Here is a 16,514-nt window from a genome sequence, read left to right on the forward strand (position 1 = left end):
AAAGCAAATGCTTCCCAAGAGTTTTATTTTTTAAGCAATAAATACATAAAGTAAGGGGCGCCGATCAAAGCGGCGACAATCCCTGCTGGAATGCCTGAAGGCTCCAATACATTCCGGCCGATCGTATCTGCCAGAAGCAGCAGCCAGCCGCCGATTAAAATAGCGAGCGGCAGGGCCAGCTGATTCCGCGGACCGATCAGCGATTTGGCAATATGCGGGGCCATCAGGCCGATAAAGGCGATTCCGCCGGTCACCGATACGGCAGAGGCTGCTAGAGCGACAGCCGCAAGCAGCAGCACGATGCGTTCTTTTTCGATGGAAAGGCCAAGGCCGATGGCGACCGGTTCACTCAAGCTGAGCATGTTCAGCTTATTCGCTTTATACAAAGTGAAAGGGATCAAAATGAGCAGCCAAGGCAGCAATGCCCAGATGAACGGCCAATCCGCCCCCCAAATATTGCCGGCAAGCCAGCTTGCAATGAAATCCACTTTTTCCCGCTCCGTCGAGGAGATCAAGACAATCATGACGCCTGACAAAGCTAAGGAAAAGCCGATTCCTGTCAATACAAGGCGCACCGGCTGCAAGCCCGACTGGCGGCTATAGGAAAACACGTAAATCAGCACAGCGGTAAGCAATGCGCCGCAGAAAGCGACAGCCGGCATTAAGTAAACGAAAGAACCGGCTTCTACTGGAATGAACAAAAAGAAAACCGCAATGGCAACGCCGGCACCGGAGTTGATGCCGATGATGCCGGGGTCCGCCAAATCATTTCGCGTCACGCCTTGAAGGATGGCACCGGAGAGTGCCAGCGCCATGCCTGCAAGCAAGGTAATGAGAATGCGCGGCAAGCGGATGGAGAACAAAATGAAATCTTCTTTGAACGTTCCGTTTCCAAGAAAAGCGGGCAGCAATCGGTCAATCGGAATGGAGGAATAGCCCAGGCTTAATCCCAGAACAATTGTAATAAGGATCATGGCTAAAAGAATAATCATCAATATGCGTTGTTTTCGCAATAAAGCAGGCTGCATCATGAGAAAGCTCGCCCTCCTTTACGGACAATGAATAAGAAGAACGGCAAGCCGAAAATCGAAACGATGGCAGCCACCGGCGTTTCAAAAGGCGCATTGATCGTGCGTCCAAGCAAATCAGCGAACAGCATAAAAATGGCCCCGGCAATGGCGGACATCGGGATGATGAAGCGGTAATCGGTTCCGACAATCGCACGGACGATATGCGGGATCATCAACCCGATAAAAGCCATATTTCCGGCAAGGGCCACTGCAGCCCCGGCTAAAATGGTAATGCCGAAAAACAGCACGGCTTTGATAAAGCCGGTTTTTTGGCCAAGGCCAATCGCCGTTTCTTCGCTTAAACTTAAAATCGTCAACTGTCTGGCGAGGACCAAAGCGATGATCAGCCCAACGGCAATAAATGGCACGACAATCTGCAACTGGCCCCACGAGGTACCGATCAATCCGCCTGCAGTCCACATAGAAACGTCTTTTGAAATTTTAAAGTAAAGGCCGATTCCTTCCGCAACAGCGGCAAGGAATGCGGACACGGCGGCTCCAGCGAGAACAATGCGGAAAGGCGAAAAGCCGCCGCGCTTGGATGCGCCAAGTCCGAAGACGATGCCGGCGCCGGCAGCGGCTCCGATAAAGCAGGCAACCGTAATCCAGAAATAATTCGCAGATGAAATGAACGCCAGCGTCAACGCCAGAGCGGCATTGGCTCCTGCAGTAAGCCCAAGCAGTCCGGGATCCGCTAAAGGATTCCGGGTCATCCCCTGCATCATGGCGCCGGAAACGGCAAGAGCGGCACCGACAACAATCGCTGCCAGCTCACGCGGCAGCCGGATTTCCTGGATGATGGCGATGCTGTCATTCGAGGCATTCGAGAAGAGGGCAAGCCCCACATCTTTCAAGCTGATATCTGCTGCTCCAAAGACGATGGAAGCCACAAACATGAGGACGAACACAGCGAGGCTCAATATAATTTTGATAGAAAAAGACATTTTCCCGGGCATAGTCAACCATCATTTCTGTTATAGAGTGAAAAGAGAGATTCTCATAAGCAGAATCCCTCTTTTTGGTATGGTCCAGATTCTAAATTACTTGCCTAAAAAATTCTCCAAGAAGAACTCAAGCTGATACTCCAATGAAATAGGGTCATTAAAGTAAAATTCTTTTGCATTGGCTTCAAATACTCGGCCGTTTTTCACAGCTGGCGTATTCTTGAACAACTCGGTTTCTTGGAATGAGTTGTCCTGTTCACTGTCTTTGCTGAAGATCACGTAATCTCCCATGTATTCAGGAAGGACTTCCTGAGACAAAGCATAGAATCCGTCAGCTAATGCCATTTCAGTAACTTTTTCAGGCATTTTCAATTTCATTTCCTGATAAAGGATTTCGGTGCCGCGGCCCCAGTTATCGCCGAATACATATAGTTGCTTGTCAAAGTTTTCAATGACAGAAACGGTTGCATCTTCACCGATTTCAGCACGGATTTCTTCGCCAGCTTCCTGTGCGCGTTTTTGGAAATCTTCAATCCAGGTTTTCGCTTCTTCTTCTTTGTTCAAAAGCTTCCCGATCTCCAAATGCTGGTCAAGGTAGCTGAGTTTGCCGTAAGTGAAGGTCACGGTTGGCGCGATCTCTTTCAGTTTATCGATATTGTTGATCGTAGACAAGCCGATGATCAAATCCGGATCCAATTCGATGATTTTTTCCAAGTTCTGATCTGTAACTTCTTCCACGCCCTCTAAATCTTTTTCAAAACGAGGGTTCATTTTTGACCAGGAATCGACGCCGACTAAAGGCACATCAAGCGCCATCACGTCACCTGCGTATGTAGACAATACAAGAACCCGCTGCGGGTCTGCCGGTACTTCGACTGGTCCGTTTTCAGATTCATACGTGATTGTGCCGGATCCCTCTTTCGGTGCATCTGCTGTATTTTCATCTTTTGCTTCATCATTTCCGCATGCTGCCAGCAGCATGACCACAATCAATAAGAATGGAAGGATTAATTTCTTTAACATGATTTAAGCCCCTTTTATTAAATTATACGTAATGCACATCGGTTTTTGCGTTCTCGGATCCAGGCCGATTTCAGCGTCGATTCGGAACACTTCTTTTAAAACAGGTTGTGTAATGATTTCATGGCAATTTCCGGCTTTGACCACTTGGCCATCTTTCATGGCGATAATGTGGTCGGCGAAACGGGCAGCCTGGTTTAAATCATGGAGTACCATTACAATGGTGCGGTGCTGTTCACGATTCAACTTTTCAAGGAGTTCAAGGATTTCAAGCTGATGGGCCATGTCCAGGTAAGTGGTCGGTTCATCGAGGAAAATCATTTCCGTTTCTTGAGCCAAAGCCATCGCAATCCAGACCCGCTGGCGCTGCCCGCCCGATAAAGCATCTACCGGATGGTATTTAAAGAATTGTGTGCCGGTGACATCGAGTGCCCAATTGATGATTTCATAATCTTTTTTCGAAAGGCGGCCGAATCCTTTTTGGTAAGGGAAGCGTCCGTAGGAGACCAGCTCTCCGACAGTCAATCCATTGGCGCTTTCCGGCGTCTGGGGAAGAATCGCCATCTTTTTCGCCAATGCTTTGGTGCCTTCCTTGGCAATATTGCCGCCATCCAGTACAACAGAACCTGATTGATGGGAAATAATGCGCGTAATCGTTTTCAGAAGCGTCGATTTCCCGCAGCCATTCGAGCCGATAATTGTTGTGATTTTTTTATCCGGAATTTCAATGCTTAAGTCTTTTACGATTAATCGCTCACCATAACTTACATTCAAATCCTCTGTAAAGAGACGAACCATAATGAAGGCCCTCCATTTCTCAAAAATTTATTAACAAATCAATTGATAATGATTATCATTTTCGGTACAATACATACTATAAGATGAAATTTTTTCAATGTCAATTGAAAATATGTGAAACGGGAGTGATCACGTGAGGGAGCAAGAGGTTTTCGACGTAACGATTATTGGTGGGGGTCCGGCTGGATTGTATTCAGCTTTCTATAGCGGGTTGAGAGAGATGAAAGCGAAACTGATTGAATATCAACCGCAATTAGGCGGAAAGATTCATGTCTATCCTGAAAAAATGATTTGGGATGTTGGCGGCCAAATGCCGATTCAGGGAGCGAAGCTCATTGACCAACTGGTTGCCCAAGGACTGACTTTCAATCCCGAAGTCGTGCTGAATGAAAAAGTGGAAATGATTTCACGCAATGAAAAAGGGCTGTTCGAATTGACAGGCTCTTCAGGTGAAATCCATCTCTCAAAAACCGTAATCGTTGCAGTCGGCGGCGGAATCTTGAACCCTCAGAAACTCGAGATCAAAGGTGCAGAACGTTTCGAGGTCTCAAACTTGAATTATACAGTAAAATCCCTGGAACGGTTTAAAGATAAGGTTGTCTTAATTTCCGGCGGCGGCAATTCCGCTGTGGATTGGGCAAACGAATTGGAGCCGATTGCTGAAAAAGTTTTCGTCACTTATCGAAAAGGTGAGTTGGCTGGCCACGAAGCGCAAGTTAAACAATTGATGAACAGCTCAGCCCATTGCCTCCTGAATACCACCATCACAAAATTGATCGCTTCGGACGGACGGGATGCGATTGAGTTGGTGGAACTGACAAACCAGGAAAACGGCGAGGTTTCCTTATTGCCGATTGACGAAGTGATCATCAACCATGGCTATGAACGGGATGCCACCTTATTGGAAGAAAGCGATCTGGATATTGAAATTGCTGACGGCTATTACATCTCAGGCAACGCCAACAGCGAATCATCGGTTCCAGGGCTTTACGCAGCAGGCGATATTCTGCAGCACCCCGGGAAACTGAACCTCATTGCCGGCACTTTCCAAGATGCAGCGAATGCGGTCAATAAAGCGAAGAAATACATCGAGCCGGATGCAAACGGCATCGCGATGGTTTCCTCGCACAACGATGTCTTCAAAAAACGCAATAAAGAACTCGTCAAGCAATTGATGTCTTAATAAAGAAGAGGCTCCTCTTAATGAGGAGCCTCTTTTAGAGAGTAAAAATAGAAACCAAAATAAGATTTATTCGGGTACCTGATATTCCGCAAAACAGCTGCGCTTTCCAGCGGGCTCGCGCCCAATCCTCCTCGTCCGCTGCGCTCCCTGCGGTGTATCGGTCGACTCGCTAAGCCGCAGGAGTCTCCGCTATTTTACTCCATATCTTTAGAGAGTTTTTATAGCGCTGTAGTGTAGATTCCAGAAGTAGATGCTATTTCGCAATAAGCTGTGAAGAGGCTCCTCGTATTGAGGAGCCTCTTTTTTCATTTATTGGGCAAGAGTGGCGCGGTTGGCTTTGTGTTCTTTGATGCCGTGCAGAAAATAATAGAGCACAGCAAAACCGAGCGCCGCGAAAGCCAAAATGAAATAGGTGGAGCTATAGCCGATCAATGGGATGATGAAGCCCAATACGTAAGGCCCGAAACCGAGTCCCGCATCCATAAAGATGAAGAACGTCGAAGTGGCAAGCCCAATCCGGTGCGAAGGCGTCAACTTAACTGCCACAGCCTGCGTCGTGGACTGCATGTTCCCGAAGCCCAGTCCGATCAAAACACCGGATAACAATAACGTTACGCTATTGCCCGCGGTGCTGAGCAGGAACAAGCCTGCAGCGAAAAGAATGAACGCCGGATACATGACGTAATTGGCGCCTTTAATATCCATTAAACGTCCAGTGAACGGACGGGAGACAAGCACCGCTAACGCATAGACCACAAAAAACAGGCTCGCTGTGTCGACCAGGTCAATTTCAATGGCATAGAAATTGATGAACGAGAGGACGCTTGAATAGCAAAGGCCGACCGCTAACGTAATGACGGCAATCGGAATCGCTTTCGGTTCAAGGAAGTTTGAAAGCTTAAAGCCTTTCGAATCGTCTGTTTTTGGTGCTTCTTCCAACGGCGGAACTTTCACTAATAACGAAATCAAGAAACTGATGACGCCTAAAACAAGGCAAAGGGCAAAGATGGTTTCAAAAGTGGTGCGCTGGCTCATGAACAGCCCGATAAACGGTCCGATGGCAGTAGCCATGGTAGCGCTCATACTGAAATAGCCAATCCCTTCCCCTTTTCGTGACATGGGAATGATTTGCGCCACGATTGTTCCGGCAGCGGTGCTCGCTAAACCGAGTGTCATGCCATGCAGCAGCCGGGTAATAATCAGGAATGCGGTACCGAAATGCACGAAGTATAAAAGACTGGTTGCTGTGAAAAGGATGAGTCCAATGATCAATGTCCGTTTACGCCCGATCTTATCGATATAGCGTCCGATTACCAAGCGCCCGATCAAGGTGCCGATGATGAAGATCCCGGTTACGAGGCCGGCTTCGCTTGTCGTCGCTCCGTATTCCTTAACCGCAAACGTAGCAATGGTGACCATCAATAGGTAGAAGATAAGAATGAGGAAGAAATTGATTCCGGAAGCGGCGATAAAGTTTTTTGTCCATAATTTAGGTTTGTTTTCGTTCATTTCGTTGACTCCTTATTGATTAAATTCATACGGATCGCTTTCATCGATTCGATGATTAGCTGTTGAGTGTCTTCAGGAATTCCTTCAAGAATTTCCTGTTCGAACTTATCGATGGTAACCCGTACTTTCTGATAGACTTTGGTGCCTTCAGCTGTCAGCTGCATGCGTTTTTCCCGGCGGTCTTTGCCCGGGAGGTGATCGACGTAGCCCAATTCTTCCAAACGGCTGACTGTGCGCGTCATGGTCGGTTTCTCGACGCGTTGATAATGGGCAAGTTCAACAAGGGTGGATGGGCCTTCATTGACCAAGTAATAAAGAATGGTCCATTGGGCTCTATGTAAACCATGTTTGCCAAGCTCCTGGTTCAGCTGGCTTTCGAATGGGCGGTACATTAACATGTATTGCTGAAAAAATTCCTGAAACGTTTTGATCGGACTCACTCCTTTAGTTAGTTTAGCTAATGGTTAGCTTAGGTAACTAAATAAGGATAACAAATTAAAATAAAGTTGTCCAATAGACAAGACCAATAAAAAAACGATCCGCCTCTTACAAAAGCAAGAGGCGGATCGTTTTTTTCGTCTTATTCAGCTGGTGCTGCTTCAATTGATGAAGCCACTTTTGTGATGACCAGTTCGCTGCCAAGCATCGGGGACTCTTTTGGCGCTTCGCTGGAATCGGCTTCTGGGCGTTTATGGGATTCTTTGAAAGCGTCGCTGCTTTTCCAAGCGTCGAAACTTTCAAGGTCTTCCCAGTACATGTTCACATTCAGCTCATCGTATTCAGTCAAGTTTTGTGTAATCGTCACTTCGACTTTTACAAAACCTTTCATTTGCTGCAAAGCTCCTGGGCGAGTGAAGTTCGGCGCCATTCTTTCGGCAAAGCCAGGTTTCATTTTAATGCGGTTCGTTACGATATACATGGGGCAGATCTCCTTTAATATGATTTGTGTTCGTTTTTCTATTCGTTTCTATTATAGCGAAGTGATAAATAGGAATCTATTATTTGCATGAGGCCATATACCAATAACCGGTACGTGCCGTATAATTGTAAGAATATTGTCAGGGGGAGCTGCAAATATGAGAAAAGTTGAAGAACGTATCAAGTGGACAGGCAATGAATATTCTTTCGTTGATGAGCCGGATGTCACGGAGTTTAAGGATCTGGTTCTTGGGCGTTTTGGCGGCAACTCGGCGGCAGGGCAGTATAAGAACGAAGACGGCTGCCTAATATGGGCAGATGACGACAAGCAATGGGAATTCGTTCTGCTTCTGGATGCCCATAAAACAGCAGAGAGTGCAGAACTTGTTGCAAATTGGGTCCAGCAGGGCGAAACAGAGTTGCATAAACTATTGAACCATAACATCCATAGCGCCTATTTTAAGGAGTTGGAAAACTATTTCGTCTCCCTTTTTGAAGAAGAGCGGTTTTTAGAAGCTTGCCGCAGCGTTCAAGGAGAGACCGCTTGTTTGATCGCGGTTCGAAAAGAAAAATACCTCTGGTGGTTTTCTGTCGGTGATTGCCTGTTGTATTTATTCCACCCCGAATTGATGAAGCTTGGCCAATATGCGGTAAATCAACGCCAGTTTTTTGAGTGGATCGGAGAAGTCAATACTTTCGGAAAGGCCGTTCCTTGCTACTCCAGCGGCACACGTGAATTGCGGCAAGGGGAAAATCATGTATTCCTTACCACAGATGGTTTGGTTGAATGCCCTGGACTTCCTTTTGCTGACCCAAAAGCGATTGCCAAAAGCTTTGAAGGGGCAACAAACGAGCAAGGCGTTGAAAAATTATTGAAAACGATACAGGAGCATGGCGTCAGAGACAGCACGACGATTGTATCCTGGACCATTAAGAGGGAAGAAACAGCTGCGATGCCGAGTGATCAATAGGAGGAGAGCGGATGGACGCTGAAAAGTTTTACGGAGAAATGCCAATTATTGAAACGGAAAGACTGATATTGAGGAGTTTAAGAGAAGAGGATGCAGAGGATTTGTTTGACTATGCTTCAGAAGCAAAAGTTTCACGTTTTATGCCTTGGGAAGCCCATAGAACCATTGAAGATTCCAAAGAATTCATCGCCTTTGTATTAAACGCCTACAAGCAAAAAAATAAACTGACATGGGCAATTGAATTGAAAACGGATGAGAAAATGATTGGCACCATCGATTTTGTAAAATGGCTGCCGAAACATTCACGGGCGGAAATCGCCTATACGCTATCGCACCGGTATTGGGGAAAAGGCTTTACAGCAGAAGCTGTAAAAGCACTGCTTGAATTCGGTTTTACAGAAATGCAGCTGAATAAAATTGAAGCACCGATTGTACCGGATAATTTCCAATCGCAGCGTGTCCTTGAAAAAGCGGGAATGAAATTTGAAGGCGTAGCGAGGCAGCATTTTCGGATAAAAGGGCAACTCGTCGACTTAGCGCAGTATTCGATTTTAAAAGAGGAATTTTGAAATGGTCTGAAGAAAGCACAAACGGACAGGAAAAACGCAAAAGATGCCGATAAGATGGAAGCAAGGGGTGAGCAATATGGGGTGGGCAGAATCTTTGCAGCAGGCAATCGATTACATGGAAGCGAATATAACGGAATCAATCAGCATGGAAGATATTGCACGCGAAGCGAATAGTTCGGTGTTTCACTTTCAACGGACATTCTCGATTTTGACCGATATGTCAGTAGGCGAGTATTTGCGGGGCAGGCGCTTGACTTTAGCTGCACATGAATTGGCTAGTACAGACCATAAAATCATCGATATCGCCTCCAAATATGGCTATGACACCCCCGAGGCTTTCACGAAAGCTTTTCGGCGACAGCACGGCGTCACGCCGAGCGATGCGCGAAAGCATGTAGGAGAGCTGAAATCCTATAATCGCCTGGGAATCCAGGTGAATCTGAAAGGGGCAAGTCCGATGAAGTACCGTATTGTGGAAAGGGAAAGTTTTCAGGCAGTGGGCATCAAGGAAGAGTTTTCGCTGGTAGACGGAGAAAATATGCAAGGCATCCCGAAAATGTGGGAAAGAGCCAATGCCGACGGGACAAGTGATTTGTTAGCGGGCTTGAACAATGGAGAAATCAAAGGGCTGCTCGGGATTTGCGATGGCAATGCGGATGGCCAAAAAATGGACTATTGGATTGGTGCAGAGTCGACTGAAAAAGCACCGGCTAATCTGGCGGCCATTGAAATACCCGCTGCAAAATGGGCGGTATTCGAAGTGCACGGCGCCATGCCGGAAGCCATGCCTATTGTATGGAAGCAAATTTTCTCGGAATGGTTTCCGTCAAACCAGTATGAACATGCACCGTCTCCTGAGTTGGAAGTTTATCCGGCTGGCGATGCTTATCGAGATGACTATTACTCCGAAATTTGGATTCCGTTGAAAAAATAAGAAAAGAAAAGCGGCTGGAGTTTCTCCAAGCCGCTTTTGCCATTCAATTATTTATAGACCACATATGAATTTGCAATGTAATCGTGAAGTCCGCGCTTCTTTTCGGTGAAGGCAATCATGATATAGCCGAAAAACAGCAAAAAGCCGGACGGGATATAGCCTAGATATCGGATCGCGGAACGAAGAAAGCCCATACGCTGGCCATTTGCATCTACAACTTTAATGCCCATCGCCATTTTGCCGAACGTCGCTTGTTTTTTAGACGAGGTCAGAATTCCGTAGTATAGGATACCGGCTAAGGTAGTGAAAAGGAAACTGTACCATAGATAGGAAGGCGGGGCACCAGCTGTCGAAAGTTCATTTAAAGCATAATATTGTTCTTCGGTCATCCCGGTTACTTGTTTAAAAATAACTTGATCGACTATAAAAATAGGAATGCCGAGAATAATGCCGTCGATCAAGTTCGCGATGAAACGAATCCAGAATCCTGCATAATCTTTAGTCATGAGATGCCCTCGCTTCCACTCGATTTCTTTTAACTTTAACATGAATTTTTAATTTTTTGTTTACTTTCCATTCTATCAAATGCTATTATTAGCAAAATCAAATGCGATGAAGAGAAGAGTAAGTGAGGAAATTCTTCAAAGAGAGCCCGGTGTGCTGAAAAAGGGCAAGAACTAGTCACTGAACCAAATCTCTGAGCAGCGCATCGGAACCGTTTTTCGGAGGTGATGCGACAGGAGCTCCTGTTATCGGGCAAGAGTATAAGCAGTGAGAACTGCCGTACTTAATGAGCTTAATATGGCGACATATTAAAGGAACTGGAGTGGCACCGCGATTTTCGAATCCCGCCTCCAAGACAATCAGGTCTTGGAGGTGGGCTTTTTTGCGTTTTATGAAAATCGAAAGGGTGGGTCTACATGGCTGAAGCAAACTGGAGAAATCCGGTCATTTTGTTGATAAGCATCGGCATTGCGAATGTCGGTGCCTGGATTTATTTAATCGCGTTGAATTTGAGTGTCTTGCAAAGGGCAGATAGGTCTGCTTTTGCAGTCGCAGCCTTATATGCGATTGCCCCGGCTGCTATGCTCGTGACGAATGGATGGGGCGGCAGTATTGTGGATCGCTTCAATAAAAAACAGCTGATCATCAGTTTGGATATTTCCCGGGCAATACTAATTGGGCTCCTACCATTCATCCATTCGCTTGAAATAATTTACTTATTGGTTTTCTTACTAGGTATATTAAATGCGCTCTTTGTTCCGGCATCTATGGTATATGTGAGCATGCTGCTGGCACCGGAACAGCGGAAACGCTTCAATTCTTTTCGGAGTCTGGTAGATTCAGGAGCATTTTTGCTAGGTCCGGCAATAGCAGGAGTTTTGCTCGTCATAAGCTCAGTGGAAGTGGCGATTGCGATAAACGCTGCAGCATTGCTGGGGTCTGGCCTGCTTGTAACGCTATTGCCGAATTTGGAAGGAAAGAAAGTGAAGGGAGAAAAAGCTGAATCAATCTCATGGACTTTATTAAAGCAAGATCTTGCGATGGTCCTTGCTTTCAGCAAGTCTAACTCTAACGTTGCGAGAGTGTATTTAGTGTTCAGCGGATTGATGGTAGCTGCCACCGCCTTAGATTCGATGGAAGCCGCGTTTTCCATTGAAGTTTTGCAGTTGAGAGAAGAGGAATACGGCCTTTTGGTCAGCGTGGCGGGAGCGGGAATCATCGCGGGTTCCATTCTTACAACGATTTTTGTAAAGAAGCTTTCAGTAGCGTTTCTTATGCAAATCGGTGCTATAGGAACGGCGGCAGGATATTTAATTTATGCATTTTCATCCTCTTTCTACGGGGCTGCTGCCGGTTTCTTCGTATTGGCATTTGCACTCGCATTTGCCAACACGGGCTTTCAGACGTTTTATCAGGAGCAGATTCCTGCAGATATCTTGGGGAGGGTTTCCAGCATCTATGGTCTTTTAGAAGCCATGGGCATCATAGCATTGACTCTAGGATTTGGTGCAGTTTCTTATTTCTTTTCGATCCGGATAGCTGTGGTGATCGGTTCTTTTGGGATATTCGCTATTGGACTGATTCTTTGGTGGCTCGATTTTCCAAACAATGAAGAGCACCAGTCGAATGCTAAAGCCTTCTTGAAGGAATCTTAGCAACGCGAAAGCTTTCTCTTCTAAATGGACGGTGAACCGTTCGTAAATGTATATGACAATCAGTGAACGTTCGTAAAGTGATTGGATACATTTACGAACGCTCTTTTAAGCATCGTTCAGCTGATTTTTAACCGTTCGTAAACGTGTACTTTTACGAACGAATATACTTGTAATGATCAGCTTTTTATTAATTCTATTTACCGAGCTTAATAGAAGAGTATAATATAATCTATAGAAAATGAAAGAAGGGATGTAAATGGAAATTAAAGTAGACAATCTGACAAATTCCTCAGTCATCCAATTGCTTGGAGAACATTTAAAAAGTATGAGTCAGCAGAGCCCTCCTGAAAGTAAATATGCACTTGATCTTGAAGGGTTAAAAAAACCGGATATTACTTTTTGGAGTGCCTGGGAAAATCATGAACTTTTAGGATTCGGGGCTCTTCACGAAATCGACTCTCAACATGGCGAGCTTAAATCCTTAAAAACTTCACCGGCTCATTTAAAAAAGGGGGTAGCTGCTAAAATGGTTGATCATATAATTACGGAAGCAAAAACGCGTGGGTATAAAAGAATAAGCTTAGAAACCGGACCGATGGAAATTTTCGGACCAGCAATTAACTTATATAAAAAATTCGGATTTGAATACTGTGAACCATTCGCAAATTATAAAAAAAGCGATTTTAACGTCTTTATGACTCTAAAATTATAGGTTTTAAAGTACTGTTTATAACTTTTAAAGTAAGATTTTGAAGGAGATTATCTAGAAACTTAGTTGAAAGCTTCGTTACTTTGCATAACATGACGTTATCGGAAGTATAAATATAGGTTTTTGTGTAATTATAAAGAGAACCCCAAACAACTTCACTTTTTAGAAAGTGTCCTTGTTCGAGGTTTTATTTATAATAGCGTTAATTGTTTGTGAGATGTCGCTAATCTAAGTCAATTTTAATCGGGTCCATAGGGACTGTCTCAAGCCCTTCTCCCATTTCTTTGGAGTAATAAATTTCAGGTGTAATTGTCAAAGAAGTGGCGCGTTCATCCAGCGAATAGATGGTCGCTTTCGTTTCATTTGAAGCACCGTTATCATAACTGACTCCGCCATTTCCGTTTACCTCATAGACGTTGCCCAGATTATCTTTAACTTCGCTCATTTCGATGGAAACACCTGGCCATTTCTGCAAAATGGACTCTTCTACGTCAAATTCGTATTGTAGAACGGCAGCCATTTCAGAACGTTCAATTGACACCATCGTTAATTTAATTCCTTCTGCTTGTATCGTTTTACCTAACGGCAGAAGGTTTGTTGCCAGCTGAGTCAACTTAAATTCAAATTGCCAGTCTCCTTCAATTTGTTCACTCGTTTGATTATTGGTAAAGGCTTGGGGTATCCATTTAACATGTATTTCTTCCGGATTCTCTTTTTTAAAATAAGGGGTTACTTTCTCCAGGCCTACATAAGTTGTATCATTAATTTTTTCAATTGATCCTGTGCCGCCAAATCCAGATGATTCTATAATATCCAACCATCCTTCCGCTATTGGATCATCTCCGAGTGCCAGTTCTGTTTGAATTGCATAAGTGATCATGACATTGGTTCCGTCATAAACTGCATTTTCAATCATGACATCGATTCCATTACTCGTCTGGACTTGGTTCACGACCGTCGCTAAATCTGAATAGGTACCTGGAAGTTCCTCGTCTTCGAAATAGGTTAATACATTTTGCATGAAGGGGATTTGTCCTGCAACCGTCGGCAAGGCAAAATAACTTGCTGTGACAACGCTCAATCCTAGTATTGCAGCTGCAGCAAGAAGGCGCATATTAAATTGTTTCTTTTTGTACTGATTGGTGTTTAATACATAGGTTTTGATATCATTCTTCTGGTGGGCGGATAAAGGCTTCAGATCAATATTGTCGATATCCAAATCAAACCAGTTTTTGTATTGTTCCTTCATATTAATCGCTCCTTTAAATGCGAGTTAGTCGATAGTTTTTTCTTTCCCCGATACAATCGGTTTTCTATAGCTGGTATTGTGAGATTGAGTGCAGCAGCTATTTCGGGATTGGATAAGGACTGAAAATATTTCATTATGAAAATATCCCGGTCAAGGTCCGGCAAAGTGCTCATTGCAAGCAAGAGCGTATTCTTTTCTTCTTTTTTCAGTAGCTGCCTTTGAACGTCTTCATTAGCTGGCTCTTTAAGTAAGTATTCATCAGATGTTTCACGCGCCCGTTGTTTTTCGAGCTGACGGAACCGATCAATGGCTTTGTATTTTGTGATAGTTCCAATCCATTTTTTAAAGTCTTCAGGTTCCCCATCGAACTCTTTGGCGTGTTGCCAAACGGTCAAAAACACATCATTCACACATTCGTTGACAGCATCTTTACTAATACCCGATAGAATTTTAAAACTGATTGCATTAATTAATGGAGAATAATGTTCAACGATATATTCGAGTGCATCTTCTTTTTGTTTCTTTAATCGCTTAATAAAATTTGTGGCATTACTTTTCATAGGTATTCTCCTTCTTTTATTGAAAAAGCTTTTTCACTAACTATATCGAATCCTAGAAGCAATAACTCTCAACTTTTTTATATTCAGTAAACAGTTTACATATGAGGGATTATCAGAAGTAACAGTAAACACTAGTGGCTTAGAATCAATGAGTTTATGTACAATAAGGGATATTTCCGCTATCATTAAGTTATAAACTTGAGAAGTAGGGTATTATGATGTTAAGAGATTTACGTGCACTTAAGGAAATGCAATTCCGATTAAATACAACATGGTACCATGGTACTTTCAAAGATTCGTACGAACACATTAAAGCTAACGGAATAGATGTAGGCTTGGGTATCGCTTTAAAACGGAAACTTGATTTTGGCCCTGGTTTTTATCTTACATCTCGGCAGCAGCAAGCAGAAAGATTTATCTTGGGAAAACAGAATGTTTCTCTTCTTAGTAAAAAGAGAACTCCTTGTGTAATTGTCTATGAAATTGATATGGAGAAATTACTTTCTGATTTCAAAGGCGCCTACTTTCTCGATTTTGACAAAGACTTTGCTGACTTCGTGGCTGAGAATAGAAAGGCCCCGGGTTTAAGACATAGCCACGATTTTGTGTTTGGCAAGGTGGCTGATGGTACTGAGTTAGTGCAGGCAACTAATTTATATAGGGAAAATAGGCTTTCGGATGCAGCTTATTTAAAGAAGATAGTAAATAAAAAATTTGCAGACGATGATCAACTTTCAATACATAACAGCGGGATTAGTGCTATAATGAAAGAAATTAACATGTATGAGCTTTGAAAGGGGTTGAGTGAATTGGCTATCAAAGAAAGAACGGATAATCGGAAAGTATTCTCTGACAGCGCAGTAGATTACATGCATGAAAATTATGCAGTTAATAAAGTGCGCGCGCAAGAATTAATGTCTGCGTATATTGATGAAATTAACGTTAATGATCCAATTACACAACACTTGGGTCCTGACTATTTCGCAATTCAGATTTTAATGGCTGAAGAGATTATTCCATATCAACCAATGTAAGAAAACGTCCTGCCTTCAGTGGTCGGGCGTTTTTTTGCTTACAAAATAAACATGAGTAAGTATAGGGAGAAAAGAAGCGATAATTTTGGCTTCTTTCCTCCCTTTTTGTTCGTAAAAGTGTACTTTTACGAACGGTTTCTGACGACTTTTCCCAAAACGCAAAAATGCAAGTGAAAGAATTGATTCCACTTGCGCTTTACTCTTTATATTCAGCGAACTTCTAGCCTAATCGGTTCTCTTTTTTCACTTTTTGCTGAGGTTCGATCAGCACAACCCCTTGTATGGTATAGCTTTTAATATCTAAGTTGTCAGCTATCATCTGAAGAAAAAGGAGGGAATTTATCCGATTGTCCTACTGGATAGGTAGAACAATTGAGGAGTTTTATTCTATCCATAATGGGCGAAAACAATCCGATTTTTACCATTTATCCATGTGAAAAAATTCTAGTAATTTTTCTGAATAAAGAAACCATTTAGGAATTTTTAAAACGATTTTTCATTCCACTCCTTTTCTTTTGTTTGGCTTAATGAAAATAGTAGTCATTAAAATCAGAAAAACAGGAAACAAACTCCATAAAAAGAAGCCCCAATTTCGAGTCATTGCTGATAGAGCAAAGAAGAAAACAATGGCTAGAATTGATATGTAAATAGCTATTTTTTGAGATTTTTTCAATTTATACTCTCCTTTTCGAAAGTTTTAAATGTTCTATATTAACTTTAACATAGTAAAAATAAATTGAGTTTTTTAATTTCTATAATGAAGAATTTAATTTCTTTGATTGGTTCTCTCCGAGTCTTCAGGCAAGCAATGATTTTTAAAGAACTGACATCTTCTTATCCATTGAATAAACGGGCTCCGCTAGTTGGAGACTAACCCTTAAGGTTAG

19 protein-coding genes and 1 other annotated feature are annotated in these 16,514 nt (G+C 43.5%); of the genes, 8 read left to right on the top strand and 11 right to left on the bottom strand.

The genetic code is table 11. From position 1 onward, the window contains the following. Nucleotides 1–23 precede the first annotated feature (23 nt). From BN1080_RS00815 to BN1080_RS00830, 4 genes are all read right to left on the bottom strand, one after another. Complete coding sequence (locus BN1080_RS00815; protein WP_052649645.1) at nucleotides 24–1,031, bottom strand: FecCD family ABC transporter permease; 1,008 nt, start codon at nucleotides 1,029–1,031, stop codon at nucleotides 24–26. Next, nucleotides 1,028–2,026, bottom strand: coding sequence for a FecCD family ABC transporter permease (locus BN1080_RS00820; RefSeq protein WP_052649647.1), 999 nt, complete (start codon nucleotides 2,024–2,026; stop codon nucleotides 1,028–1,030). The genes BN1080_RS00815 and BN1080_RS00820 overlap by 4 nt, the downstream gene beginning before the upstream one ends. Nucleotides 2,027–2,110: 84 nt before the next feature. After that, the gene (locus tag BN1080_RS00825) at nucleotides 2,111–3,037 is read right to left on the bottom strand and encodes an iron-hydroxamate ABC transporter substrate-binding protein (RefSeq protein WP_052649649.1); all 927 of its coding nucleotides are present in this window, start codon (nucleotides 3,035–3,037) and stop codon (nucleotides 2,111–2,113) included. Between the two features lie 3 nt (nucleotides 3,038–3,040). Continuing rightward, nucleotides 3,041–3,832, bottom strand: coding sequence for an ABC transporter ATP-binding protein (locus BN1080_RS00830; RefSeq protein WP_052649651.1), 792 nt, complete (start codon nucleotides 3,830–3,832; stop codon nucleotides 3,041–3,043). Between the two features lie 133 nt (nucleotides 3,833–3,965). Here BN1080_RS00830 and BN1080_RS00835 point away from each other — a divergent pair, with 133 nt between their 5' ends. Beyond that, nucleotides 3,966–5,015, top strand: a complete 1,050-nt coding sequence (locus BN1080_RS00835; protein ID WP_052649653.1) for an NAD(P)/FAD-dependent oxidoreductase — start codon at nucleotides 3,966–3,968, stop codon at nucleotides 5,013–5,015. Nucleotides 5,016–5,324: 309 nt separating this feature from the next. Here BN1080_RS00835 and BN1080_RS00840 read toward each other — a convergent pair whose 3' ends face one another. The 3 genes from BN1080_RS00840 to BN1080_RS00850 form a co-directional block, all read right to left on the bottom strand. Continuing rightward, entirely contained in the window at nucleotides 5,325–6,524 is a 1,200-nt protein-coding gene (locus BN1080_RS00840) for an MFS transporter (protein ID WP_052649655.1), read from the bottom strand. Continuing rightward, entirely contained in the window at nucleotides 6,521–6,964 is a 444-nt protein-coding gene (locus BN1080_RS00845) for a MarR family winged helix-turn-helix transcriptional regulator (protein ID WP_324607139.1), read from the bottom strand. Before BN1080_RS00845 ends, BN1080_RS00840 begins: the two co-directional genes overlap by 4 nt. A gap of 140 nt (nucleotides 6,965–7,104) precedes the next feature. After that, nucleotides 7,105–7,443: a heme oxygenase gene (locus BN1080_RS00850; RefSeq protein WP_052649659.1), complete on the bottom strand. Its 339-nt coding sequence runs from the start codon at nucleotides 7,441–7,443 to the stop codon at nucleotides 7,105–7,107. 157 nt (nucleotides 7,444–7,600) lie between these two features. On the opposite strand from BN1080_RS00850, the gene BN1080_RS00855 reads away from it, so the two are divergent. The 3 genes from BN1080_RS00855 to BN1080_RS00865 all read left to right on the top strand — a co-directional run bounded on the left by BN1080_RS00855 (nucleotide 7,601) and on the right by BN1080_RS00865 (nucleotide 9,916). Continuing rightward, entirely contained in the window at nucleotides 7,601–8,413 is an 813-nt protein-coding gene (locus BN1080_RS00855) for a PP2C family serine/threonine-protein phosphatase (protein WP_052649661.1), read from the top strand. Nucleotides 8,414–8,424: 11 nt separating this feature from the next. Continuing rightward, nucleotides 8,425–8,982 carry a GNAT family N-acetyltransferase gene (locus BN1080_RS00860; protein ID WP_052649663.1) on the top strand — a complete coding sequence of 186 codons (558 nt, stop codon included), beginning with the start codon at nucleotides 8,425–8,427 and terminating at the stop codon, nucleotides 8,980–8,982. Nucleotides 8,983–9,058: 76 nt separating this feature from the next. Next, nucleotides 9,059–9,916, top strand: coding sequence for an AraC family transcriptional regulator (locus BN1080_RS00865; protein WP_052649665.1), 858 nt, complete (start codon nucleotides 9,059–9,061; stop codon nucleotides 9,914–9,916). Nucleotides 9,917–9,963: 47 nt separating this feature from the next. On the opposite strand, the gene BN1080_RS00870 is transcribed toward BN1080_RS00865, so the two are convergent. Then, nucleotides 9,964–10,422 (bottom strand): RDD family protein, encoded by a 459-nt coding sequence (locus BN1080_RS00870; RefSeq protein ID WP_052649667.1) that lies wholly within the window; start codon nucleotides 10,420–10,422, stop codon nucleotides 9,964–9,966. A 97-nt stretch (nucleotides 10,423–10,519) separates the two neighbouring features. Then, nucleotides 10,520–10,775, top strand: a binding site (T-box leader). A 61-nt stretch (nucleotides 10,776–10,836) separates the two neighbouring features. On the opposite strand from BN1080_RS00870, the gene BN1080_RS00875 reads away from it, so the two are divergent. Next, nucleotides 10,837–12,075 (top strand): MFS transporter, encoded by a 1,239-nt coding sequence (locus tag BN1080_RS00875; RefSeq protein WP_052649669.1) that lies wholly within the window; start codon nucleotides 10,837–10,839, stop codon nucleotides 12,073–12,075. 256 nt (nucleotides 12,076–12,331) lie between these two features. Beyond that, on the top strand, nucleotides 12,332–12,787 hold the full coding sequence (locus BN1080_RS00880; RefSeq protein WP_052649672.1) for a GNAT family N-acetyltransferase: 456 nt from the start codon (nucleotides 12,332–12,334) through the stop codon (nucleotides 12,785–12,787). A 220-nt stretch (nucleotides 12,788–13,007) separates the two neighbouring features. On the opposite strand, the gene BN1080_RS00885 is transcribed toward BN1080_RS00880, so the two are convergent. Both BN1080_RS00885 and BN1080_RS00890 read right to left on the bottom strand, forming a co-directional pair. Continuing rightward, nucleotides 13,008–14,033: a DUF4179 domain-containing protein gene (locus BN1080_RS00885; protein WP_052649675.1), complete on the bottom strand. Its 1,026-nt coding sequence runs from the start codon at nucleotides 14,031–14,033 to the stop codon at nucleotides 13,008–13,010. Next, nucleotides 14,030–14,593, bottom strand: a complete 564-nt coding sequence (locus tag BN1080_RS00890) for a sigma-70 family RNA polymerase sigma factor (protein WP_052649677.1) — start codon at nucleotides 14,591–14,593, stop codon at nucleotides 14,030–14,032. Before BN1080_RS00890 ends, BN1080_RS00885 begins: the two co-directional genes overlap by 4 nt. A 215-nt stretch (nucleotides 14,594–14,808) precedes the next feature. Between BN1080_RS00890 and BN1080_RS00895 the strand changes: the two genes are divergently transcribed. Together BN1080_RS00895 and BN1080_RS00900 are read left to right on the top strand one after the other, a co-directional pair. Beyond that, a complete protein-coding gene (locus BN1080_RS00895) occupies nucleotides 14,809–15,387 on the top strand; it encodes a DUF3990 domain-containing protein (protein ID WP_052649679.1) in 579 nt (192 codons plus the stop codon). Between the two features lie 15 nt (nucleotides 15,388–15,402). After that, nucleotides 15,403–15,627, top strand: coding sequence for a hypothetical protein (locus BN1080_RS00900; protein ID WP_052649680.1), 225 nt, complete (start codon nucleotides 15,403–15,405; stop codon nucleotides 15,625–15,627). Nucleotides 15,628–16,123: 496 nt separating this feature from the next. On the opposite strand, the gene BN1080_RS17100 is transcribed toward BN1080_RS00900, so the two are convergent. Continuing rightward, entirely contained in the window at nucleotides 16,124–16,300 is a 177-nt protein-coding gene (locus tag BN1080_RS17100) for a hypothetical protein (RefSeq protein WP_199876672.1), read from the bottom strand. Between the last annotated feature and the right edge of the window lie 214 nt (nucleotides 16,301–16,514).

Origin of the sequence: Planococcus massiliensis, assembly GCF_000821325.1 — a bacterium.
Classification (GTDB): Bacteria; Bacillota; Bacilli; order Bacillales_A; family Planococcaceae; genus Planococcus; species Planococcus ruber.